We start from the raw sequence: 24637 nt of genomic DNA, 5'->3' as shown, positions 1-24637 counted from the left end.
AATATAAACATCACACTTTTTCTTTCTCCCTTTTTGCTTGTAAAAGAGGGAGAAAGATTTTGTTTTTAAAGAAACGGATACCATTGAAAATAAGAAGGATGGACTGATGATTATGGAAACTGAAACAAAGATATGGTCAAGAGAAATGGCGGATACTGTCTTAGAACGTTATCCAAAACTGTATACCTTAAAGCAGTATCATGGCAAGTGGTCTTATGATTACGGTGTGGTATTAAAAGGAATTGAAAAAGTATGGAGAGAAACAGGAGAACAAAAATATTTTGATTTTATTCAATCTAACATGGACTTTTTTATTGATGAAGATGGTTCAATAAAAAATTATAGTAAAGATAAGTTTAATATTGATTATATTAACAATGGAAAAGTTTTATTGTTCTTATTTAAGGAAACGAAAGATGAACGTTACAAAAAGGCAGCAGATAAATTAAGAGATCAACTAAAAGATCACCCACGAACGTCTGAAGGGGCATTTTGGCATAAGCAAATTTACCCTTATCAAATATGGTTAGACGGCCTGTATATGGGATCGCCATTTTATTTAGAATACATTCAGAGTTTTGAAGACGGAGACATCTCTGACGTAATCAAGCAATTTATTCTTTGTGATAAACATACACGGTCAGACTCTACTCAATTGAGACATCATGCATGGGATGAGAAAAAAGTTCAGCCATGGTGTGATAAAGATACGGGACTTTCCAGGCATTACTGGTCTCGGTCATTGGGTTGGTATCTCATGGCTTTAATTGATGTCCTGGAAAAGATGCCGGAAGACCATACCGACAGAGAAAAGCTGGAATGGATATTTAGAGATACTCTTGAGGGTGTATTAAATTATCAGGATGAGTCAGGAACGTGGTATCAAATTATTGATCAAGGCCATCGTAAACCTAACTTTTTAGAAGCATCCGGTTCATCTATGTTCTTATATGCCTTAGCAAAAGGAAAACGACTGAGAATCTTACCTGAGGAACACTGGAATAATCCTATGCATAAAGCATTTAATGGTATTATCGAAGAATTTGTATTGCTGACTAAAGAAGGCTGGGTTAACTTGAATATGTGTTGTGAAGTAGCTGGATTGGGTGGCGATGAAGATCGTGACGGTTCCTTTGCTTACTATATGAGTGAACCCATTATAATGAACGATTTTAAAGCAGTTGGCGCCTTTATTCAAGCTATGAATGAATATGAGAGAATTCTGTAACACGGCTATAAAGGGTTTAAATGAGATTATAAAAACAACTTAAAGGATGAGAAGAATGTCAATTTATTCAATTGTGGATTATGGAGCAACAGCTGATGGTGAGTTGGTAACAGAGTCCATTAAACAAGCAGTAGAAGCAGCTAAAAATGAGGGTGGAGGGACGGTCTATATTCCAAGTGGGACTTTCTTTACTGGACCGATTCAGCTCTATAGTAATATCACATTAGATTTATCTCCAGGAGCCGTACTGAAATTTAGTACTAATCAGGAAGATTATGAAGTGGTTGATTCTAGATGGGAAGGCGTATCAAGAAAAGTATACATGTCTTGTATTTATGGAGATAATGTTGATAATGTGACGATATCTGGAAGTGGAACCATTGATGGAAATGGACATGAGTGGTGGGACGTCTTTAGAAACAGAAGAGAAGAATTAAACTACCCAAGACCTAAACTGATCAGCTTTGAAGAATCAACCCGTTTAACGATTAAAGACGTCAATTTAATTAATTCTCCTAGCTGGACAATCAACCCTATCAGAAGTTTTAATATAACAGTTGATAATGTTTCTATACTGAATCCTGCTGATTCACCTAATACAGATGGTATAGATCCTGAATCTTGTTCAAACGTGCGGATTAGCAATTGTAATATTGATGTAGGTGATGACTGTATTGCCATTAAGTCAGGTACTGAAGATGCAGCCGAGAAAATTGCGTGTGAGAATATCACTATTACTAACTGTACAATGGTACACGGACATGGCGGAGTAGTCATTGGCAGTGAGATGAGTGGAGACATTAAAAATGTTGTCATAAGCAACTGTGTGTTTAAAGAAACGGATAGAGGGATTCGTTTGAAATCTCGCAGAGGGCGAGGAGGGAAGATAGAAGATATTCGTGTGAGCAATATAGTCATGGAGAAAGTATTCTCACCATTTATTTTGAACTTGTACTACTTCTGTGGACCACGCGGTAAAGAGAAATATGTTTGGGATAAAAATCCTTACCCAGTAACCGACGAGACCCCTTCATTCAGAAGAATTCACTTTGCTAACATTACAGCTAGAGAAGTCCAGGCATCTGCTGGTTTCATGTATGGCTTAGCCGAGCAATATTTATCTGAAATCACCTTTGAAAACATCGACATTTCAATGAGTGAAGAGGCTACACCAGAAGCCCCAGCCATGATGACAGGGATAGAGCCTATTACTAACCAAGGATTTTATTTAGGTAACGTAAAAGATTCCACATTTAGAAATATAACCATTGAAAATCATGAAGGTCCAGCCTTTTATTTAGAGAATTGTGATAATGTAGAAATTGAAAAAGCATTCAGTAAAAACACTAAAAAAGAAGAAGAATTAATCGTTTCTGTTAAAACAGGAGAGGAATAAATATGGTAAGAGACAAAGTGTTTTCTTTACTAGGCGATCGGCCACATGTTAAGAACCCTAAGCACCAGGTTCTTAGTGAAGAAAAGGAGGATACCTTTATAGTTGAAACATTGCTGCTCGACTTAAATGGTATTGAAAGTGTTCCGGCCTATTTTATTAAACCCATTGATTCAGAAGGGCCACTCCCCTTAGTATTTTTTCACCATTCCCATGGAGGAAATTATACATTAGGTAGAAAGGAAGTCCTGAAAGGGAATCACTACCTGCAGCCCGTATCTTTTGCCAAAGAATTAACAGATATGGGCTTTGCCGTATTAGCTATAGATGCCTGGGCCTTTAATGAACGCAGCGGTAAAAAAGAAAGTGAAGTATTCAAAGAAATGCTTATAACTGGAAAAGTCATGTGGGGCATGATGATGTATGACAATATTCATGCCTTAGATTATGTGCTGACACGGCCAGATGTGGATGCTTTTCGTGTAGCGAATATAGGTATGTCTATGGGCGGAATGACCGCTTGGTGGTTGGCTGCTCTTGATGAAAGAATAAAAGTAACAGTTGACATTGGAGGACAAGTTGATATGGATACGATTATCGACTCTCGTTTGTTGGATAAGCATAACTTTTACTTTTACGTGCCCAAACTACACAAATATTTTTCTACTTTCGATATTCAGGCTTTAATAGCTCCGAGAAAAAGATTATCCTTAGTAGGAAGATACGATATGAACTGTCCTATAGCAGGAGTCAGAAGTTTAGAAAAGCAATTAACTCATCATTATGAAAAAGCCGGAGTTCCGTCTAACTTTAGACAGGTCATTACGAGCGGTGGACATATTGAAACCGCTCATATGAGAGCAGAATGGAAAAATTTTTTAAAAGAAAATATTTAAGCAGGGTGATATGATGATCGTAGGCCGTTTTTCTTTTTGTGACTTCCAAACCATCCAAGAAGCCGTTCATTATATTGAACGTCATTTTTCAGAAGAAACAGACTGGGTGACTCTTTATATTCTCGAAGGCGTCTATCAAGAACGGATTGTCATTAAGCAATCCAATATAAGTCTAATAGGATTAGGCCATGTTATTATTTCAAACGGTGCCTATGCTAAACAGCGCGATAAGGAAGGCCATGAAATAGGAACATTTGAAACAGCTACTCTTTATTTAGATGGTAAGAATGTTCACTTTGAGAATCTGACCATTGAAAATACAGCTGGCCAAGGCAAAGATATAGGTCAGGCGGTAGCGCTGTATGCAAATTGTGATGACAGTACCTTTAAAAACTGCCGCTTGTTAGGGCATCAAGACACTTTATTTACTTCTCCTTTGCCAGATAAGAAAAAAGATGGCTCTCTATTCTTGAATAAACGGCCGACTCATTCTAAATATCACCAGTATTATGATAACTGCTTCATCGAAGGGACGGTTGATTTTATTTTCGGCGGCGCTACAGCTTACTTCAATCGATGCGTGATTAAAAGTAAAGAAAGAGAAGAAAAAGCTTTACCCGGGTACATTACCGCTGCATCTACTCCAAAAGGACAGGCTTATGGCTTTATATTTAATCAATGCGTGATTATGTCGGAAAACCTTGAAAAATCTGTCTATTTAGGTCGACCATGGAGACCTTATGCTAAAGTGCGTTTCCAAAAATGCAAGATGGATGACTCCATTCATATAGACAGATGGCATGACTGGGGTTCAAAAGCCAATAGGAAAACGGTTACCTTTGAAGAATTTCAAACTGTTCAAAATCAAGATATCCTAGCAGACTATCTAATGGATTGGACAGTTTATAGTTCTCAAAAGCATATGGTGGAGCCTGAGAACATATTTTCAACTGAGTTTTACACACAAATGGAGAGAAGGAGTCGTATATGATACGAAAAGCAGAAACTATAATAGGAATAATTGGGGGCGTTTTATCTTTAATATTCTTTGGGGCCTTTTCTGTCACCATTATGTCAACAGACTTTGAAACGTTCGAAGAAACATTATACCCATCGCTTCCCAATTATGAAACCTTTACTAGTTCCGAACAAGCCTATGAATTAATGACTGAGTTTTCAACCTGGATGGGTATCTTTTTATTTCTAATGGTCATTGTACTGGTTTTCGCAACCCTTTTCATTTATCGAAATGGAAGACCCAAGATTGCAGGAATTTTATATATAGTGACAGGTGTATTGTTATTAATAGGCACACAGGGAATTGGCTTTCCTTTTGCTTTTTTATTCTTTGTTTCTGCTGGACTTTCATTTTTCAGAAAAATAGAAGGAGATAAGAATGACATCTAAAATTATGAACCCTATTTTGAAAGGGTTTAACCCTGATCCAAGTATTGTGAAAGCAGATGGGAAATATTATATTGCTGTTTCTTCATTTGAGTGGCTTCCTGGAGTGAGAGTTTACGTGTCGGACGACCTATTAAACTGGGAGCATCAAACAGATATTATTACGAATCAGCTTGATTTAAGAGGGAATCCGACTAATTGTAGTGTCTGGGCTCCTCAGCTCAGTTTTAATCAAGGGACATTTTATTTAGTGTATACGGATGTTAAGAATACGACTAGACCCTTTAAGGATTGCCATAATTACTTAATCTCATCTGAATCAATTGATGGGCCATGGAGTGAACCCGTTTATTTAAATAGTTCAGGCTTTGATCCCTCACTCTATCATGATGAAGATGGCAGAAAGTGGCTACTCAATGCCTTATGGGATTATCGCTTAACGACATCCAATAAATCCAGCGGGATTGTTTTACAAGAGTATGACTCTGAAGAACAAAAGCTGATAAATGACCCTATTAAAATATTTAACTGTACAGAACTAGGTAAAACGGAAGCGCCACATATTTATAAGAAATCAGACTATTATTACTTGATCTTGGCTGAAGGAGGAACAGGTCAAAACCACGCTGTTACGGTTGCTCGGGCGAAAACCATTACCGGTCCTTATGAAGTGGATCCCCATTTTCCGATGATGACATCTAGTGACAATAAAGACTGGCCTTTACAATGTGCCGGTCACGGGAGTCTCGTGGAAACAGATAGCGGAGACTGGTATATGGCTCATTTGACTACTAGACCATTAGATGGAGAGTATGCCATATTAGGACGTGAGACAGCTCTCCAAAAAGTTTACTGGGATGAAGAAGGATGGTTGAGACTATCTCATGGAGGGACGCTTCCAGCACTTGAAGTGGAAGGGCCAGAAGGAAGTAAAGAGCTGCCTAGTGAAACACATTCGTTCTATGATGATTTTACTTCCAAAACACTGAATAAAGAATGGAATACATTAAGAATAATGGCTAATGATGATTGGGTTACGCTGAAAGAAAATCCCGGTCATTTACGTTTATATGGTGGAGAGTCCACTCAAAGTTTATTTAACCAGCATCTAGTCGGTAAAAGGCAAGAAAGTTTTCAGTTTACTGTAAAAACAACCCTTTCCTTCGAACCCACTCATTTCTTGCAAATGGCTGGAGTGTTGCTTTATTTAAATACTGAAAACTATATATATCTTTACCTCACTTTTGATGAGTCGCTAGGTAAGGTCATTCGAATGATGAAGGCTGAAAAAGGGACATTCTCCTTGACTGAAGAAAAAGTCCCTATTGATTCATCTACGCCTATCGATTTAATGATAGAAGTGGATGGAAAAGAAGCGGGATTCTTCTTTAAAAGTGAAACAGATAGGGAGTATCAGCTGTTTGATGTCAAACAAAATACAACATTTTTATCAGGAGGATTTACTGGGAACTTTATCGCTTTAGCTTGTCAGGATATGAACCAATTTAAAGGCTGCTATGCAGACTTCGCCTATTTTGAATACTTAGAAAGATAGTAACTTTTCAGTTTAAAAGAAAGGATACATGTGATGAATGAAGAGTCTAAAAGACCGACTTTACTTTTAACCGGAGCAACAGGAAGTATTGGAAAGGTATTGACACCTCATCTCCAAAAGTCATATGATTTAATTCTAGTGGATAAAGATCTTAGTGACCTAGAAAGTGAGTTGAGAGAAACCAGTCAATTAATAGAAGTGGATTTATCAGACCCTAAGAACTGTAAAGGTATCTTGGATGAAGTTGATTATATGGTGCACCTGGCCGGAGACCCGAGAGCTGATGCAGAATTTTACGATTCTTTGTTTGATGCCAATTTTAAAGTGACTTACAATTTATTCAGGGAAGCTTCACAAAGTGAAAGAGTTAAGCGCATTCTATTTGCGAGTTCCATTCATGCTGTAGGCGGGTATCCACTAGATACTCAAGTGAATACAGATATGTACCCTCGACCAGCTGATTTATATGGTGTATCAAAAGCGTATATGGAAGTATTAGCCAGTTATTATGCTTATGGTTCACTCAAGGAATTTATTGGAATACGTATTGGTGGTTTTGAAGGATTGGAAGGTGATACAGAAACGTTAGAGAATATGATGAAATATTTATCGCCAGATGACATGTGTCACTTGGTTGACCGTTGTCTTGAAGCGGAATTAAAACGGCCTTTTTTACTTGTTAATGGCGTCTCTGATAATACTTTCAAGAGACTTGATATTACTCAAGCCAGGGAAGATATTGATTATTATCCGAAAGACAATGCCTTTGAGATGTATAATGTATTTACAGAAACAAAAGATAACATAACTAATGACAAAAAAAAGAAGTAATATGGAGGAAATTATGACAATCGAATCAACTCGTGTAAAGGAATTTTTAAACAATAATAAAGAATTTCAGGTCTATGAAAAGTCTGTTCGTAGATTAGATAATAGTGAATGGATGATAGCTAAAAAAGGTCTAGATAAAGTGCTAATCGTTAAAGGAGATAGTGAACTACTAAATCGCCTTGAAGGTGAATTAGTAGAAGATGAGATAAAAATCGCTCCTACTAACCATGAAAACCGATTAGTACTGAATGACCTCTTCCCCTTTACTAAACCACGTGCATTTGGAAATAAAGTAACGACTATGGGTGTCGGCGATCGTTTAGGCTTAGCTTCTCCAGGTCATATAGAAGTGATGCGCAATAGACAAGTGAAACCTATCTTGGCTCAGCAAAGTATTCGTGAGTTAAACTTAACCAGCCGTACAATTTATGATGTACTAGATTCAGCTGCATATGCTGCCTTCCAAGAAGGATATACTGAAGGATTTGGAGCAGATGGGGACCACTTAAAAGAAAAAGAAGATATTAAATTAGCATTAGATGCTGGCATGACCATGCTGACTCTGGATTGTTCTGATCATATCAATAACGATGTTGAATCCTATTCAAGTGATGAATTAGAAGAAAAATACAAGGCTATTCCAGAAGATGAGCGTCAGACATTTGAAGATCGTTATTTAAATAAAACATTTGATCTAAATGGTTTGACTATTACTTTCTCCAAAGAAGAATTAATGTACAATGTTTTGCTGTATATTGATGCTTTAAAATATATGGTATTAATCAATGAAGAATTCATACTACCAGCCACTCAGGAAATTGACTTTGAGATTTCAATTGACGAAACGGAAACAGTGACTCAACCTCGCTCTCATTTCTTTGTGGCTAACGAACTCATTAATCAGAATGTCACTGTTAATAGCCTGGCTCCAAGATTTATCGGAGAGTTCCAAAAAGGTGTCGATTATATGGGGGATATTGAAGCCTTTGAGAAGGATTTAGAAAAGCATGCTTTAATAGCTAAGCACTTTGATTATAAATTAAGTATTCACTCTGGTAGTGACAAGTTCAGTGCTTTCCCTATTATTGCTAAATATACGGACGGATTGTTCCACTTAAAAACAGCTGGTACTAACTGGTTGGAAGCTATTCGAGTGTTGGCTAAATACAATCCAAGTTTATTTGAACGTATGCACAAATATGCTTTTGAGAATTTCCATGTAGCTCAAGCTTATTACCATATCACCCCTGATTTAGACTCTATTAAACCGATTGAGGAAATGTCTGCAGAAGAATACCCAGAGTATATGAATGATAGAAATGCTCGACAAGTATGGCATGTTACTTATGGGGTATTATTGACAGCTAAGAATGAAGACGGTTCTAGTCAGTTTAAAGAGGAATTCTTTGAGAGCTTAATTGATTTAGAAGATGAATATAGAGAATCATTAGTCAATCATATTGGCAAACACTTGGATTTACTAAATATTGAAGAAAGATAATTAAAAGAATGATTTAAAGATTCAGACCCTAAATGAACTCGTTTGAGAGGATTTAGGGTCTTTTGATTGATATATCACTATCTTATAGTAGAAAGGATTAGAATCCCTGAGTTCTTAGAGTATAGGAGTATAAGAATTAAATTTTCTTCCATTTAAAGCTGTAAAAGCCTTTACATTACGGTACAAAATGATATACTTGAATTAACTGATATATTAGTTTGAGGAGGTCATATTGCTTTAAAATCGAAAAAGATGCTTTAAGACAGGCAGTTATAGAAAAAGAAAAAATAGATTTAAGGAGAGATAGTTAAATGAGTTTTATATCTGAAGATTTTATGCTAACAAATGAAACCGCTAAACGTCTTTATCACGACTATGCTAAAGATTTGCCTATTTTTGACTACCATTGTCACTTAAATCCGGAGCTAATCGCTAGCAACCACCAATTTGAAGACATTACTGAAATCTGGTTAGCAGGCGATCACTATAAATGGCGAGCTATGAGAGCTAATGGGGTACCGGAAGAGAAAATTACTGGATCGGCTTCTTCAAAAGAAAAGTTTAAGGCCTGGGCAGAAACCGCTGAGTCCACAATTGGAAACCCTTTATATCACTGGACACATCTCGAATTAAAGCGCTATTTTGATATCGATGATTTGTTAGGTAAAGACAATTGGGAAGAAATCTATGAAAAAATGAATGCAAAAATTAAAGAAGATAAACTGACAACTCAAAAACTGATTAAAGATTCAAATGTTGAGTTTATAGGAACAACGGATAACCCGACTGATTCACTGGAATTTCACGATCAAATTAAAGAAAGTGATTTTGATGTAACTGTGGCACCTTCATTTAGACCTGATGAAGCTTTCCCAGTAGGGCAACAGGCCTTCTTAGATTTTCTAGATCGCTTAGAAGCTATTTATGGAACGAAAGCAACAACTTATGATGAGATGCTTGCTTTAATCCAGAAACGTGTAGATTTCTTTGATGAAAGAGGGACTCTAGCTTCGGATCACGCTCTTGAAGAAATGATTTATGAAGAGTCTACTGATGAAGAAATTGATGCTATATTCGAAAAAGCATTGAATTTAGAAACGATAACTAAGAAAGAGAAAGAACAATACTTAACCCGAATCTTAGTTGATTTAAGCGAAATGTATTATGAAAAAGGATGGGCTATGCAAATTCACTTTGGAGCCATTCGAAATAACAACTCCTTTTACTATGATCGCTTAGGTCCGGATACTGGCTTTGATTCTATTAAAGACTCTGGAAATGATGCTGTTGGTCTTAATGGGCTACTTGATAAAATGAATCAGAACAATCGCTTACCTAAAATGATTATTTATAATTTAGATCCTACTAAAAATGATGTAGTAGCCAGTGGGGTAGCTAACTTCCAAGTAAATGACGAAGGAATTAAAGGCAAAGTCCAATTTGGTGCGGGCTGGTGGTTTAATGATACGGAAGAAGGTATGCTGCGCCAGATGAAAGTATTGGCAGACCATGGTTTATTAATGAACTTTGTAGGCATGCTGACAGACTCTAGAAGCTTCTTGTCTTATCCCCGTCATGAATATTTTAGACGTATTTTATGTAATTTTGTAGGGGAGCAAGTAGAGTCAGGTAAATACCCTAATGATGAAAAATTACTGAAAAAGCTGATTGAAAATGTATGCTACTATAATGCAAAAAAATATTTCAAAAAATAATAAATAACCAAATTTGGAGGTACTATTAGTTGGAAATGACATTTAGATGGTATGGGGAATCTGACCCTGTATCTTTAGACTTTATAAGACAAATACCAGGAATGAAAGGTATCGTGTCGGCTATTTATGACATTCCAGTAGGAGAGTCATGGCCACTTGAAAAAATTGAAGAATTAAAACAAACGGTCGAAAAAGCGGGACTGGAACTGTCAGTCATTGAAAGCGTCCCTGTTCATGAAGACATAAAGTTAGGAAAACCAAGTCGAGATAACTATATTGCGAATTACAAAGAAACGATACGTAATTTAGGTAAAGCCGGTATTCCAGTCGTTTGCTATAACTTCATGCCTATATTCGATTGGACTCGTTCTGATTTAAACTATAAATTAGAAGATGGTTCTTATGCGCTTATCTTTGACGAAGAAGAAGTAAACAAGATGGATCCGCGTACTTTATCACTTCCTGGCTGGGATGAAAGTTATACTTCTGAAGAAATGAATGAATTAATGGATGAATACAAAGAAGTAGATAAAGAAAAATTGTGGGAGAATTTAGAATACTTTATCAAAGAAATTATACCTGTGGCTGAAGAAGCTGGAGTCTTAATGGCTATTCATCCAGATGATCCTCCGTATAGTATTTTTGGCTTACCTAGAATCATTACAGATAGTGAAGCATTAGAACGCTTTACAAATATTTATGATAGCAAAAATAACGGTGTGACCTTATGTGTTGGCTCTTATGCCTCAGACCCTAAAAACGATGCTGTTGCAATTCTTAAAGAAATGCTAGAAAAAGATCGAGTCAATTTTGTACATGCGCGAAACATTAAATTAGTAGGTGAAGGAAAGTCTTTTGAAGAGTCCGCTCACTTGTCTGAAAAAGGCTCTATTGATATGTATGAAGTCGTAAAAGCACTGACTGAACATGACTTTACAGGACCGATACGTCCCGATCATGGGCGCATGATTTGGGGAGAAGAAGGAAGACCAGGATATGGCCTATATGATCGAGCCTTAGGTGCGACTTATTTAAACGGTTTATATGAAGCAACTCAAAAAGCAAAATAAATTATAGGAGAGTTATAAAATGACTACACCATTTACACATGATTTTACTGACAAAGTTGTTGTCTTGACAGGAGCAGGTGGGGTACTTATATCCTACTTTGCCAAGGAATATGCTCGTGCGGGTGCGAAAGTAGCTTTACTCGATCTAAATGAAGAAGCTGCGCAGCAACATGCAGACGAAATTAATGAGTCTGGCGGTACAGCTTATGCCTATAAATGTAATGTGCTGGAAAAAGCTAATATCGAAGCCGTGCGTGACCAAATTGAAAAAGATTTAGGGACAGCTGACATCTTAATTAATGGTGCAGGTGGAAATAATGCTCGTGCAACCACTGACAATGAATTTCACGAAGTAGATGGCTTAGAAGGCTTAAAAACATTTTTTGATTTAGATGAAGATGGCATCTCTTTTGTATTTAACTTGAATTTCTTAGGTACTTTATTACCTACTCAAGTTTTCGCAAAAGATATGATTGGAAAAGAAGGAGCAAGCATCTTAAACATATCAAGTATGAATGGCTTTACTCCGCTGACAAAGATACCCGCTTACTCAGGCGCCAAAGCAGCCATTTCTAATTTCACTGAATGGTTAGCCGTTCATTTTTCACATGTTGGTATACGTGTCAATGCGATTGCTCCAGGCTTTTTAGTCAGTAATCAAAACCGTTCTTTATTATTTAAAGAAGATGGCGAGCCGACTGAACGAGCAAACAAGATTTTAAACAATACGCCTATGGGACGATTTGGTGAACCAGAAGAATTAATCGGTGGAGTTCTATACTTAACAGATGAACAAGCCTCCAGTTTTGTTAATGGTGTTGTATTAGCCATTGACGGAGGATTTAACGCTTATTCTGGAGTATAAATAAACTCTTTTCACAACATGTAAATAGTATATATGAAGAATCATTATTAATGAGTATCCTGTCAGACTATTTTCAAAGGATGACACTACTCGAGATGTCAAACGCATCTCTCTATTAATGGTGGTTCTTCATTTTATAATAGAAAGGTGGGTATTATATGAAACAATCAACGATTCAAAGCAGAACCTATGATAAATTAAGGGAAAAAATCATTAAGATGGAATTGAAGCCCGGACAGAAAATTATTATTTCAGAGTTGATGGAAACATTGGGTGTAGGCAGAACTCCGTTGAGAGAATCTCTCAAGCAATTGCAGAGGCAAAATCTTATCTATACTATCCCTCAATCTGGAACCTTTATATCTAAAATTGATATGGTACAAGCCATGCAATCTCGTTTTGTGAGAGAGTGTATTGAAAAAGAGATCATGGTTGAATTGTCTGCTAAATATACTGAGAAGAATATTAACGATTTAAAAAAGATTTTAAACAAGCAGAAAAGCGAATTTGAACAAAAGGATATTTCAAAATACCATGATCTAGATAGTCTCTTTCACGAAACATGTTATATAATAGTCAACAAAGGGAAAATATGGTCTTGGATAAACACATATAACACCCACTTGGATCGGTTTAGATGGTTGCATCTTGAAAGTGAAACATTTGATTACAACCTGATATTAAAGGAGCATGAAGCCTTACTGGAAGCCGTCATAGAGAAGAACATCGATGAAGTGTCTTATCTGACGATTAATCATATTCGCTTTATGTTAAAAGAGCAGGGCCACATCTTGAATGCCCATCCTGACTATTTTACAGAGGAGTCTATAAAAATGGTCAATAGCTCATTAGAGTAACTCCTTATAAAATTGAAAGATTATAATTGATTATTAACTATTATCTTCTCTGGAATTGAGAAACATATCTTAAAAGGATACAATAAATAATGAAAACGCATTAGTGATGTTAAAGCCTTTGATGAAAATTTTAAGCTAAAGTTATAGAATGAAAGTATTTAGGAGGTGTTCAGATGTCAGACGTAATCCTTGTAGGAGAACCGATGGGGCTATTTAGTGCCACAGAATTGGGCTCTCTAAAAGACGTCATACATTTTAAAAAATCAATAGCAGGTGCTGAGCTCAATGTAGCCATTGGGTTGTCACGCTTGAGCCATACTGTGGAATATGTAACTAAATTAGGAAACGACCCGGTTGGTCAGTTTATAGTGGAAGGAATTCAAAAAGAAAATATTGGCAGTCACTATATATCCTCTACTGAAAGTCATCAAACGGGGCTCATGTTAAAGAATAAAGTAGAAAAAGGCGATCCGACGACTGCTTATTATAGGAAAGCCAGTGCTTTTACTACTTTTTCGAAAGCCGAAGTAGATCATATTGATTTTTCAAAAAGCAAATTATTACACGTAACGGGTATTCCGCCAGCAGTCAGCTCAACTGTTAGAGAAGCTATATTTTATTTAATGGAGAAAGCAAAAGCTGCAGGAACGTTTATCACTTTTGACCCGAACTTGAGGCCAGCTCTTTGGCCATCAACTAGTGAAATGATTGAAGTTCTGAATAAATTAGCTGAGTATGCAGATGTTATTCTTCCAGGAGTTTCAGAAGGGAAGATACTAGTAGGCTCAGATAATGTTGAAGAAATAGCCAAATTTTATTTAAACAAGGGTGCTCAAGTTGTTATTACAAAAAACGGAGCAGACGGGGCCTATGTTACTGAAAAAGGAAAAGAAACCGTCAATATCAGTGGCTTTAAAGTAGACAAAGTGGTCGATACTGTTGGGGCCGGAGATGGTTTCGCAGTTGGAGTCATCCATGGCTATTTGATGGGTTCAAGCTGGGAGCAAGCTGCAGTATATGCCAATGCTATCGGATCCTTACAAGTCCAACATGTAGGAGATAATGAAGGCCTGCCGTCCAAAGAATCATTAGAACAATATATTCATTCCCAAAGTTAAAATCGCTCCACTTAATGGCGTAAAAAATAAAGGATAGACACTTAAAATTTAAACGCTATCAAAGATTATGAGAACTTAATGAAAGGGCTTGACAAATGAGCGCTTTCATCATAAGATTAATTTGTAGTTTCCAAATAGGATACCTTAGTTTCTTTTTTGGAAACACAAGACAAAAATACTATATAGAGGAAAAGGAGAATGGATAATAATGGAAACACCTTATAAGACGTATTATGCTCATGCGCCAAAAGACATTGAGCACTTTTCAACTGATGAGCTAAGAGAGGACTTCTTAGTTGAGAAGATTTTCGAACCAGGTGAGATTGTATTAAACTACACTCATCACGACAGAATGATTTTCGGAGGAGTCACTCCAACTGAGAAGGAATTAGAGATTGTTTTAAATAAATCTCTAGGTGTGGACTACTTCTTGGAAAGACGTGAATTAGGAGTGATCAACATCGGTGGTCCTGGTGTTATTACAATTGACGGTAACGAAGAGCCAATGAAAAAACAAGATGGATTTTATATTGGAAAAGAAACAAAAGACGTTCGTTTCAAATCTGATGATGCATCAAATCCAGCTAAATTTTATGTCGTATCCACACCAGCTCACAAAGTATATCCAACAGTTAAATTAGCTATTGATAATATTGATCCTAAAGTAATGGGAGATGCTAAGACATTAAACCATCGTAGTATTTATCAGTATGTGCACCCTAACCAGTGTGAAAGCTGTCAGTTACAAATGGGTTACACTATTTTATCTGAAGGAAGCGCATGGAACACTATGCCAGCACATACTCATGAAAGACGTATGGAAACATATTTGTACTTCGATATGGCTGAAGATACACGTGTTATGCATTTCATGGGAGAACCAGATGCGACAAAACACTTAGTCATGTCTAACGAACAAGCGGCTATCTCACCTAGCTGGTCTATTCACTCAGGAGTAGGTACAAGTGATTATACCTTTATCTGGGCTATGTGTGGAGAAAATATCACTTATGAAGATATGGACCACGTAGACATGAAAGATCTGAAATAAAAATAGAATAACAAATAAATAGAAAAGCGCAGGAGGACAATTTATGAACGGGTTTACAATGGATTCCTTTTCACTAAAAGGAAAAGTGGCTTTAGTCACTGGAGCTAGCTACGGAATTGGTTTTTCAATTGCTAGTTCTCTAGCTGAAGCAGGAGCGACTATAGTATTCAATGATATCAATCAAGATCTGGTGGATCAGGGATTGGCAGCTTATAAAGAAGCGGGCATCGAAGCACATGGCTATGTAGCCGATGTTACTAAAGAAGAAGAAATAAAGAATTTTGTTCTTAAAGTTGAGAATGAAGTAGGCCCGGTTGATATTTTAGTTAATAACGCCGGAATTATTAAACGCATTCCGATGATTGAAATGTCAGCTGAAGACTGGCGACAAGTGATCGATATTGATTTAACTGGACCATTCATTATGGCTAAAGCAGTATTGCCGTCCATGATTGAAAGAGGGCACGGTAAAATCATAAACATCGCTTCAATGATGAGTGAATTAGGACGCGAAACAGTCAGTGCCTATGCTGCGGCAAAAGGCGGTCTGAAAATGTTAACTAAAAATATAGCTTCTGAATACGGTGAATACAATATTCAATGTAACGCTATAGGACCTGGTTACATTGAAACACCTCAAACAGCTCCGTTACGTGCAAAAGGACATCCATTTAATGAGTTTATCATATCTAAAACTCCTGCAGCTCGCTGGGGCACAGTAGATGACTTAAAAGGCCCTGCTGTATTCTTAGCGTCTGAAGCGTCTGATTTTGTAAATGGTCATACTCTTTATGTTGATGGAGGAATTTTAGCTTACATTGGTAAACAACCAACACCAGCTAAATAAAGAAACCATTCAGACGATGAATCTTTAGTATAATGTGAAAAACGACTTTGGATAGAGTAAATCTAAGGTCGTTTTTCAATTAAAAAAGGGGGAAAACAATGGGGGATAAAAAGTTTTATGGAACAGTATTGTTAAAGGCTGATTTGATTCTAAATTACCTATATAAAGCTTCATCTCCACAACCTCTGAGTACTATTGCAGAAGAGACAGGTTTGACAAAATCGAACCTATCTAAAATACTCGAAACTATGGAACATATTGGCTTTGTAACTAGGAATAAAACAGATAAAATGTATTCCCTTGGACCTAAATTTATCAAGTATTCATCTAAACAACTGGAATTATATCAGTTTAATAACAAAGTATTAGATGAAATAGACGATTTATATAATACATTTGATGAAACCGTTCACTTAGGGGTATTCCAAAATGATCAGATTATTACTAGTAAAAAAATACAGTCCAGTCAGTCTGTAGTCTGTATTTCCTCAGATGTCGGAGATACCAAAGACTTGTATAGCTCTGCTATGGGAAAAGCGGTATTGGCAGAGATGGACGATAAACGATTATTTGCCTATATAAATGAGAATAACTTTATAGCTAAGACAGATAAAACAATAGCTAGTGCAAAAAAATTGCTGTCTGAAGTTGAACGTATTCGAACAAAAGGATATTCCATTGATAATGAAGAGAATGAAGAAGGTGTCTTTTGTATAGGCACAGCCATCGTCAAAGAAAGAGACGAGGAGACCAGAGAAATAGTAGGAGCTTTCAGTGTAAGTCTTCCAGTTTATAGAGCGACAGAAGAGAAAGTAGCAGAAATAGTTGAGTCACTATTAGAAGCGAAGCAGTCTATCCAGAGTCATCTGTGAGAAAATCTACACCTTATGATTTTAGATAAATAAAGACACTACCTGACAAGAAACGTCAATAGTAGTGTCATGGTCATTCAACGAGAACGACTGATTATTTATCGTTTGATTTCTTTTTACTTTCTTCTAAATCATCTACTTTGTCAATATTAAACTCTTCAAAGTCGGATTCTGTTTGCTCCTGATTTTTTTCTTTTTCAGTTTTTTGAACTAGTTCCTCATCTTTAGTCTCATCTGCATCATTGAGATTATTTGCCTCTTTATTAGGAATATCGACTAAGCCGGGATGATGATTACTTCCTGTTGGATGAGCACCAGTGGATACTTGGTTATTCGAGTCTGACATGGTATCGTCTCCTTTAATTATTTTAAATTTACGGAAAATTTACGTGTTAAAATTAGTTTAGCATAAGCATGAAAATTATGCTTATCATTTGCTTTATTTTGAACTGTTTGATGACTACGCAATAAATTAAACGCCATTTAATTGAAAAGGAGTGATAAATGAATGTCAACTTTAGAATATAATAGAGAAGAGGTTAGGGAGACTATTGATCGAATAGTTAATCGAACCTTTGAAATGGATCTTCCGTGGGATTGGCCGACTGGTGTAGCTTTTTATGGTGTCTGTTCAGCGTATTATGCTCTCGAAGATGAGCGGTATTTAACCTTACTCAAAGAATGGATGGATGAATACATGGCATTTGGTGTACCGCCTATGTCAGTTAATATTTGTTCAATGGGTCATACGCTGCTTTTTTTATATAGGGAAACAGGAGAAGAGAAATACCTAGACTTAGCTAAGAAAAAAGCGGATTATCTGGTCCACGATGCACCAAAATTTGCCGAGGGTGTTTTAGAGCATACCGTTGGCGGAGGTCAATCCATTTTTCCCGAACAAGCTTGGGTAGATACATTATTTATGGCAGGCTTATTTCTAGTGAACATAGGGACTGAATTAAAAAATCAGGAATATTTGGATGTAGGTTTAGCCCAGTTTAGCGGTCATGAAAAATATCTGCAAGATTCTGAAACACAATTATACTATCATGGATGGGATAATATTGAAAAGAACAATATGAGTCAAGTGTTTTGGGCAAGAGGCAATGCGTGGGCAGCTTATACGATGGCAGCAACTAAAGGAAAAATTGATGTAAAGGAACCAGCCTTTATGAGTGTAAATGGATCATTGAGAGACCTCTTAAGTGCCTTGATTCCTTTGCAGTCAGAAAACGGCTTGTGGCATACAATTCTGACCGATAAGGACTCATATGAGGAAACGTCAGGATCAGCGGGTATCGCAGCAGCCTTTGTTTTATCTGGGGCGAGAACCCCTAAATCCTTTAGAGTTGTTCAAAAAGCTTATGATGGACTTATAAAAAAAGTGGATGATCAGGGGAATGTTACTGATGTGTCAACAGGAACGGCAGTCATGAATACGCCAGAAGGCTATTTAAAAACTTCGAAGAAAAGAATTGAAGGCTGGGGTCAAGGTCTCGCTTTAATATTTTTCTCACATATTCTAACTCGCTATCCCTAATCGATGAATGAATTAAAATCAGATATTAGAATGACTGTGTTATTTGGGCAATAAAAATCATTGCTGACTATTAATTAGGAGGAGAAGTAATAATGGATAAGACGTTATCAAATTTTTCATTAGATTTATTTTCTTTAAGAGGTAAAGTTGCAATAGTAACTGGGGCAAGTAAAGGCTTGGGTCAAGCTTATGCTGTTGCATTAGCAAAAGTAGGTGCTAAAATATTTGTCGCTACTCATAGTAATGATTGGCAGGAAACTGAGAAGTTACTAAAAGAAACTGATGCGGAGTATTATTTCTATGAAGCTGATTTAACAGATAAAAGCAAAATTGATGATCTTGTAAAGACGTGTGTGGATCATTTTGGAACAGTAGATATCCTAGTGAATAACGCTGGAACGATTGTTAGAGATCCTATCATTGACTATAAAGATGAGAATTATGAAAAAGTCATCAGTATTAACCAGCATGCTGTTTACTACTTAAGTCAGCGTGTAGCGAAACAAATGGTGAAGCAACAAAGCGGAAAAATCATTAACATCGCTTCTATGCTCAGTTTCCAAGGCGGCAAGTTTGTCCCACCGTATACTGCAAGTAAGCATGCGGTAGTCGGTTTGACTAAAGCATTTGCCAATGAGTTAGCAGTTGAAGGGATTCAAGTCAATGCTATAGCTCCTGGATATGTTAAAACGAATAACACTGCCCCTATTAGAGAAGATGAAAAACGCAATGAAGAAATTCTAAGCCAAATTCCAGCTGCGAAATGGGCTGAGCCATATGACTTAATGGGTGCTGTGGTCTACTTAGCCAGTCCGGCATCAGATTATGTCAATGGTCACGTTTTAGCTGTAGATGGTGGATGGTTGGCGCGTTAAGTCTAAGATATAGACTCATTTAATAAACCAACTCAAATTCAATAACTTAAAGTTAAATAAAAATCAGAAAGAAGCTCTCCTTAAAGTAGACAGTCAAACTATCATGACTTTAGGGAGAGCTTTTAAACTCTATAGAAGTTATAAAAAAAACAATAAATATACGGTCGCTTTGTTGATTTTTTATACAAATATTACATTTTTATAGTTTGTAAACGCTGTCAGTGAGGTATAATTAGTTATAGAAAGAACAAAATAAGGAGGAATAATATGAAGAAGAGATTTTATATGATGTTAGCCGCAAGCGCTTTATTAACTGTGGCATGTGGCAATGGCGATGACACGGGTGATGGCAATGCGGTTGATGATGACGCTGCAGCAGACGAAGAAGTTGCGGTTGATGATGATAGTGAAGAAGAGGTTGTCGAAGGAGATAGTGACGAGGTTATACGTGTAGCTTGGTGGGGTGGACAAGAACGTCATGACATGACTTTGGAAGCGATTGAATTATTCACTGAAGAAACAGGTATAACTGTTGAAACTGAATTTACGGGTTGGGACGGTTATTGGGAAAGATTAAATACTCAAGCAGCTGGCAGCAACTTACCAGATGTTATTCAGATGGATAATTCTTATTTAAATGAATACGATAGTAATAGTCTATTAGTCGATTTACAAACCTATATTGATGATGGAACGATTGATATGTCTGACGTAGATGATGTCTATCAAGAGATTCTGGAAGTAGACGGGCGTACACTGGGAATTTCTGCTGGAGCCAATGCATTAGCTGTTATTTATAACGCTGAATTAGCAGAAGAACACGGCATTGATATGTCACCAGGTTTTACGTATGAAGATTTATACGAAATTAACTTAGAAGTGAAAGAAGCTATCGAAGCAGATGGTGGAGAATTTCATGGTTATGACTTTGCCAATGCGGAATATGAACTGTTTACTAACTTTGCCAGACAACATGGTGAAAGTTTTTATAACGAAGAAGGCGATGGCTTAGGTTTTGAAACGTCTACATTAACTGACTTCTTTGAATGGGTTCAACGTATGGTAGCTGATGGAGCTGCACCTACGCATGACATCATGTTAACATACTCTGAGGGCGGAGAAAGCATGGTACAAGATGGAACCGCTGTTATGAGAACAGCTGCAAGTAACCAGTTAATCGGTGACCAGCAAGGCAGTGAATATGAGCTTGATGTGACAGTTTTACCTTCATTAGATGGTGAACACGCTAACTTCATTAGACCGTCTATGTCTTGGTCAATTACTGAACAGGCAGAAGAGGTTGACGCTGCAGCTCAGTTTATAAACTTTATGACTAATAGTTTAGAGGCAAATGAGATTTTACAAGGTGAACGTGGCGTACCTATTTCTGGAGTGGTTCGTGATCATATCAGTGATATAGTGGGAGATTCGACTAGAAAAACATTTGATTACCTAGAAGTTGTTGCTGATTATACAGCTCCTGCCGATCCTATTTCCCCTCCTGGAGAAACAGAAGTAAGAGGATCATTCTTAAGAGTGATAGAAGCTTTGAAATATGAACAGGTAACTCCAGAAGAAGCAGCGGAACAATTTGTAAATGAAGCTAATGGTATTTTAAATTAAAAATTATAGACTAAAATAAAACACGAGCACCCATCATTTTTCTTTGATGAGTGCTCGTGTTTTTTAGTTTTATATACTCTTTTGTCTAGCGTTGGGGTTTATCTTGCAACAGTTTAGAAGGGGAATAACCCATAATTCTTTTAAATACAGAAGTGAAATAAGCTGGATTATCAAACCCAACTGCATGGGCCACTTCGTAAATCATATAATCGCCAGTAATTAATTTCTTTCTGGCTTTTTCAATTCTGGTTTTAGTCACGTATTCATTAAAAGTCATATTCATTTTTTCCTTGAAAATTTTCCCTAAATAATTCCTAGAAATAAATAATTCATCCGCAATTTCATTTAAAGTAAATCGTTTTTGAATATTATCGTCTACATATTCAATAACCTCCTGGACTAATTTGGTATGTTTAATATTATCTTCAAAAACGGGTTCGTTCTCCACGTTCTCAATCAGTGTCAAAAAGAAAGCTTTCATATCATCCCATGAGATGAAGGATAGAAAAGTGTGAAGCAAATTGTCTTCTTCTACATACTCATATATATCAATATTTATATTATCCAGTTCGTATTTGAATACAGTAAAAATCTCTAGAGCAATATTAAATTCATTTACATACAGATAATTATTTACTTTAATTTCCTCAAAGAAATCAATAATGATTTCTTTAACTTCTTGGATATTCATCCTTTTAATAGCATCAGCCAGTTTTTTATTAATAGTCAATATAACATCTGAATCAATATCATATTCAAAATTTGAAAGTAATTGTTGTATTGAATAAATGGTTTTATACCAGTCATTAGAAATTTCTCCTCTATTACTAGAAAAAGAGGTCTTAAAGAGTTTATTTAAAGTGTCAGTAATGATACTTTCTATATTATGAATAGAAGAATCAGTTAAATGACTACTGTCGTCAGATTCAAGAAATAATATAAAATTGGAAGCATCAATGATGACATAATAATAATTAAACTGGTTGGGCTGAAATAGCTCATTCAAAATATTGTCTATACCAAAATGAATCATTAAATTGGAATATTTGATCCACAACTCGCTGTCTAAAGAAAAATTGAATTTGATGGGCAGATAATAATGTTGACTCCAGTTATTAATAATACGTTGTTGAGAAGTCGTTAAGTTTTTTTCATTAACTAAATGTTTAACAGAATTTTGCAGTAAATCTTCTATAATATTTTTGCTATAAGTCTTTATTTGCTTCTCAAAGTTCATTAAATCCTTTGATTCTTTACTATTTGAACTTAAATGGGAATCTATTTCAGTTAAACAGCTGATTAAAGTTTTCCTAGATGCCGGCTTGGACAAGTAATCTCTAATATTCAATCTTAAAGCATCTCTGGCGTGCTTAAACTCTGCATATCCGCTTAAAATAACTACTTCACTTTTGATATTCTCATTTCTAAGTGCTTGAATCATTTCGATTCCATTGGATTTTGGCATATAGATATCTGTAATGACTAAATCGGGATTTTCTTTTTTTGCCAATTTATAACCATCTAATCCATTTTGAGCTTTTCCAACAACAGTAAAGTTCAGAGATGATTTTTCAATTATTCTTTCTAAACCATCGCACACTTTTTGGTCATCATCTATAATTATAACTTTCCACATACTTATTCCACCTTCAATTTATAACTGACATTTTGTCAATGTTTTTAATGTTAGGTATAATTATTTCAACCATTACACCACTATCTGAATGATTCTCAATACAAATACTCACATCATTTTCAAAATAATTTTTTAGACGTTCCTTCACATTTTTAATACCATAGCCACCTGTAGAGGTTTTAGACTCTTTTTGAAAGTTTTCTGCTCCTATACCGTTGTCTATTAGGGTAATCACAATGTCATTGCTGTTTGTTTTGTTTACTGCTATTTCTATACGACCGTGCCTGGAATCACTAAACCCGTGAACAATGGAGTTCTCAACAAAGGGCTGTAAAGTTAATTTAGGAATAAAACTGTTCTTAATATCGTCATCTACATGAATAGTATAACTTAATTTATCTTCCAGACGAATGGACTGAAGTTCAAGATATTTTTTAACATATTCAACTTCCTTTTCTATAGGTATCACACTTTCTCCCTTAGACAAACCTATTCTTAACATTTCACCGAGTAGTTCTATCATATGGCTCATTTCATCGTCATCATTTTCAATCGCTCTCCAATTGAGCTGATCCAAGGTATTGTAGAGGAAGTGAGGATTGATATTTGCCTGCAACGCTTTTAACTCTGAAACTTTTTGTCTTCTATAATGAGTAATAACTTTTTTAAGTAAATATTCGTTACGCGCGGTTAAGTTTCTATACACGTCGAAAATTTTACCGAATTCATTATCATAGTCATTGGGAATCTTTTGTATCGTACGATTTAACTTGTATTCTTCCATCAAATCGATTAATTGCTTAAGGGGATAAGTTAATTTTGATATAAATAGCAAGCCGAAAAGCAGAGCCACTAATACCATTATTATACTAACGAATATCATATTGATTGCTATTTCCCGACTCGTGCTAGTGAGATAGCTATAAGGTGTGACACTGAGCGTCTTCCAGTCATTGAATGATAATCTGCTTCCAACTACTAAATCATTATCAACTCTCTCGAAAGTAGGGACAGTATCGTCCGTTACTTCAAAGGGTACAGAATAAAAATTACCAAGTAAACTACTTGATGTATTGGCCAATACTTGATCATGTTCATTAAGCAGAACCAACTCAGAAGTATTAACGAAAGAAGTGAGCCATTCAGTTAAGTGGGTTGGGTCAAGATTAATGATTAATAAAGCGTGGACATCACCTCTGAAATTCCTTAGTTTTCTGGCGTGAGATATGACTGTTCTTGAATCTTCGAACTTGGCAAATTCTCTAATGCCAACCCATTTGACATTGTCATCTCCTAGTATATTAAAAATGTTCTTATCGTCCATGTTTTGAAGTGAACCATATTTTACAGGTGTATCTTCTCGAGGAGGGGGGATAGGCGCATCAAAATAAAGCTCAAAAGAATCTATTAAAAAACTCGTTACGACAATATTAGAGATTTCATTAGTTAGTGTATTCATTTGGAAGTAGGAGGCATTCCCTCTAACGACATCGTTCAAATTACTTTGCCTGCCCAATATGACCGACTGTCCTTCAATATTCGCTAACTGCTCTTCGATCTGGCTATTCAGTAAAAGTAAGTTGCTTTTTTGCTGGTTTGCGGTTAACTGGGTCACATCATCTACTGTTCTTATATAATTAATCGTTATAAAGGTAGTAAATATAATGATTAAAAAGGACAGGATACTGCCAGAGACTGCTGAAAAACCCCTATTCTACCTATGATTTCAATAGATAGAATAGGGGGTTTTTAGTATAATA

Annotated in this window: 22 protein-coding genes; 19 read left to right on the top strand and 3 right to left on the bottom strand. The window is 36.1% G+C overall.

Annotated features, from left to right (window positions below; all coding sequences use genetic code 11):
- Positions 1-112: 112 nt before the first annotated feature.
- The 16 genes from ABDZ53_RS03490 to ABDZ53_RS03415 all read left to right on the top strand — a co-directional run bounded on the left by ABDZ53_RS03490 (position 113) and on the right by ABDZ53_RS03415 (position 17203).
- Positions 113-1228 carry a glycoside hydrolase family 88/105 protein gene (locus tag ABDZ53_RS03490; protein WP_343754026.1) on the top strand — a complete coding sequence of 372 codons (1116 nt, stop codon included), beginning with the start codon at positions 113-115 and terminating at the stop codon, positions 1226-1228.
- 61 nt (positions 1229-1289) lie between these two features.
- Positions 1290-2624, top strand: a complete 1335-nt coding sequence (locus tag ABDZ53_RS03485; RefSeq protein WP_343754072.1) for a glycoside hydrolase family 28 protein — start codon at positions 1290-1292, stop codon at positions 2622-2624.
- 2 nt (positions 2625-2626) lie between these two features.
- Positions 2627-3517, top strand: a complete 891-nt coding sequence (locus ABDZ53_RS03480; RefSeq protein WP_343754024.1) for a dienelactone hydrolase family protein — start codon at positions 2627-2629, stop codon at positions 3515-3517.
- Between the two features lie 10 nt (positions 3518-3527).
- Positions 3528-4508 (top strand): pectinesterase family protein, encoded by a 981-nt coding sequence (locus ABDZ53_RS03475; RefSeq protein ID WP_343754022.1) that lies wholly within the window; start codon positions 3528-3530, stop codon positions 4506-4508.
- The gene (locus tag ABDZ53_RS03470) at positions 4505-4924 is read left to right on the top strand and encodes a DUF4064 domain-containing protein (protein WP_343754020.1); all 420 of its coding nucleotides are present in this window, start codon (positions 4505-4507) and stop codon (positions 4922-4924) included. The genes ABDZ53_RS03475 and ABDZ53_RS03470 overlap by 4 nt, the downstream gene beginning before the upstream one ends.
- Positions 4914-6476 carry a glycoside hydrolase family 43 protein gene (locus ABDZ53_RS03465; RefSeq protein WP_343754018.1) on the top strand — a complete coding sequence of 521 codons (1563 nt, stop codon included), beginning with the start codon at positions 4914-4916 and terminating at the stop codon, positions 6474-6476. Before ABDZ53_RS03470 ends, ABDZ53_RS03465 begins: the two co-directional genes overlap by 11 nt.
- A 33-nt stretch (positions 6477-6509) precedes the next feature.
- Positions 6510-7307 carry an NAD-dependent epimerase/dehydratase family protein gene (locus ABDZ53_RS03460; protein WP_343754016.1) on the top strand — a complete coding sequence of 266 codons (798 nt, stop codon included), beginning with the start codon at positions 6510-6512 and terminating at the stop codon, positions 7305-7307.
- 13 nt (positions 7308-7320) lie between these two features.
- Positions 7321-8808, top strand: coding sequence for a tagaturonate epimerase family protein (locus ABDZ53_RS03455; RefSeq protein WP_343754014.1), 1488 nt, complete (start codon positions 7321-7323; stop codon positions 8806-8808).
- A 311-nt stretch (positions 8809-9119) separates the two neighbouring features.
- Positions 9120-10523: a glucuronate isomerase gene (gene uxaC, locus ABDZ53_RS03450; protein ID WP_343754012.1), complete on the top strand. Its 1404-nt coding sequence runs from the start codon at positions 9120-9122 to the stop codon at positions 10521-10523.
- Positions 10524-10552: 29 nt separating this feature from the next.
- Entirely contained in the window at positions 10553-11593 is a 1041-nt protein-coding gene (gene uxuA / locus ABDZ53_RS03445; protein WP_343754010.1) for a mannonate dehydratase, read from the top strand.
- Between the two features lie 19 nt (positions 11594-11612).
- The gene (locus ABDZ53_RS03440; RefSeq protein ID WP_343754008.1) at positions 11613-12458 is read left to right on the top strand and encodes an SDR family oxidoreductase; all 846 of its coding nucleotides are present in this window, start codon (positions 11613-11615) and stop codon (positions 12456-12458) included.
- Between the two features lie 158 nt (positions 12459-12616).
- Positions 12617-13315, top strand: a complete 699-nt coding sequence (locus ABDZ53_RS03435; protein ID WP_343754006.1) for a GntR family transcriptional regulator — start codon at positions 12617-12619, stop codon at positions 13313-13315.
- Between the two features lie 173 nt (positions 13316-13488).
- Positions 13489-14433 carry a sugar kinase gene (locus tag ABDZ53_RS03430; protein WP_343754004.1) on the top strand — a complete coding sequence of 315 codons (945 nt, stop codon included), beginning with the start codon at positions 13489-13491 and terminating at the stop codon, positions 14431-14433.
- A gap of 208 nt (positions 14434-14641) precedes the next feature.
- Entirely contained in the window at positions 14642-15484 is an 843-nt protein-coding gene (gene kduI / locus ABDZ53_RS03425) for a 5-dehydro-4-deoxy-D-glucuronate isomerase (protein WP_343754002.1), read from the top strand.
- Between the two features lie 43 nt (positions 15485-15527).
- On the top strand, positions 15528-16331 hold the full coding sequence (locus tag ABDZ53_RS03420) for a gluconate 5-dehydrogenase (protein ID WP_343754000.1): 804 nt from the start codon (positions 15528-15530) through the stop codon (positions 16329-16331).
- A gap of 98 nt (positions 16332-16429) precedes the next feature.
- A complete protein-coding gene (locus ABDZ53_RS03415; RefSeq protein ID WP_343753998.1) occupies positions 16430-17203 on the top strand; it encodes an IclR family transcriptional regulator in 774 nt (257 codons plus the stop codon).
- A 94-nt stretch (positions 17204-17297) separates the two neighbouring features.
- On the opposite strand, the gene ABDZ53_RS03410 is transcribed toward ABDZ53_RS03415, so the two are convergent.
- On the bottom strand, positions 17298-17549 hold the full coding sequence (locus tag ABDZ53_RS03410) for a hypothetical protein (RefSeq protein WP_343753996.1): 252 nt from the start codon (positions 17547-17549) through the stop codon (positions 17298-17300).
- Positions 17550-17711: 162 nt separating this feature from the next.
- Between ABDZ53_RS03410 and ABDZ53_RS03405 the strand changes: the two genes are divergently transcribed.
- The 3 genes from ABDZ53_RS03405 to ABDZ53_RS03395 all read left to right on the top strand — a co-directional run bounded on the left by ABDZ53_RS03405 (position 17712) and on the right by ABDZ53_RS03395 (position 21241).
- Complete coding sequence (locus ABDZ53_RS03405) at positions 17712-18743, top strand: glycoside hydrolase family 88/105 protein (protein ID WP_343753994.1); 1032 nt, start codon at positions 17712-17714, stop codon at positions 18741-18743.
- A 92-nt stretch (positions 18744-18835) separates the two neighbouring features.
- The gene (kduD, locus tag ABDZ53_RS03400) at positions 18836-19618 is read left to right on the top strand and encodes a 2-dehydro-3-deoxy-D-gluconate 5-dehydrogenase KduD (RefSeq protein WP_343753992.1); all 783 of its coding nucleotides are present in this window, start codon (positions 18836-18838) and stop codon (positions 19616-19618) included.
- Between the two features lie 267 nt (positions 19619-19885).
- A complete protein-coding gene (locus ABDZ53_RS03395; protein WP_343753990.1) occupies positions 19886-21241 on the top strand; it encodes an ABC transporter substrate-binding protein in 1356 nt (451 codons plus the stop codon).
- Between the two features lie 85 nt (positions 21242-21326).
- Here the strand turns inward: ABDZ53_RS03395 and ABDZ53_RS03390 are convergent, their stop codons facing one another.
- Together ABDZ53_RS03390 and ABDZ53_RS03385 are read right to left on the bottom strand one after the other, a co-directional pair.
- Positions 21327-22877, bottom strand: coding sequence for a response regulator (locus ABDZ53_RS03390; protein WP_343753988.1), 1551 nt, complete (start codon positions 22875-22877; stop codon positions 21327-21329).
- Between the two features lie 13 nt (positions 22878-22890).
- The gene (locus ABDZ53_RS03385; RefSeq protein ID WP_343753986.1) at positions 22891-24492 is read right to left on the bottom strand and encodes a sensor histidine kinase; all 1602 of its coding nucleotides are present in this window, start codon (positions 24490-24492) and stop codon (positions 22891-22893) included.
- Positions 24493-24637 lie beyond the last annotated feature (145 nt).

Origin of the sequence: Alkalibacterium iburiense, from assembly GCF_039521845.1 — a bacterium.
GTDB classification, from domain to species: domain Bacteria; phylum Bacillota; class Bacilli; order Lactobacillales; family Carnobacteriaceae_A; genus Alkalibacterium; species Alkalibacterium iburiense.
Note: the sequence above shows the minus strand (reverse complement) of the source record. Positions and strands in the feature narration are given on the sequence as shown.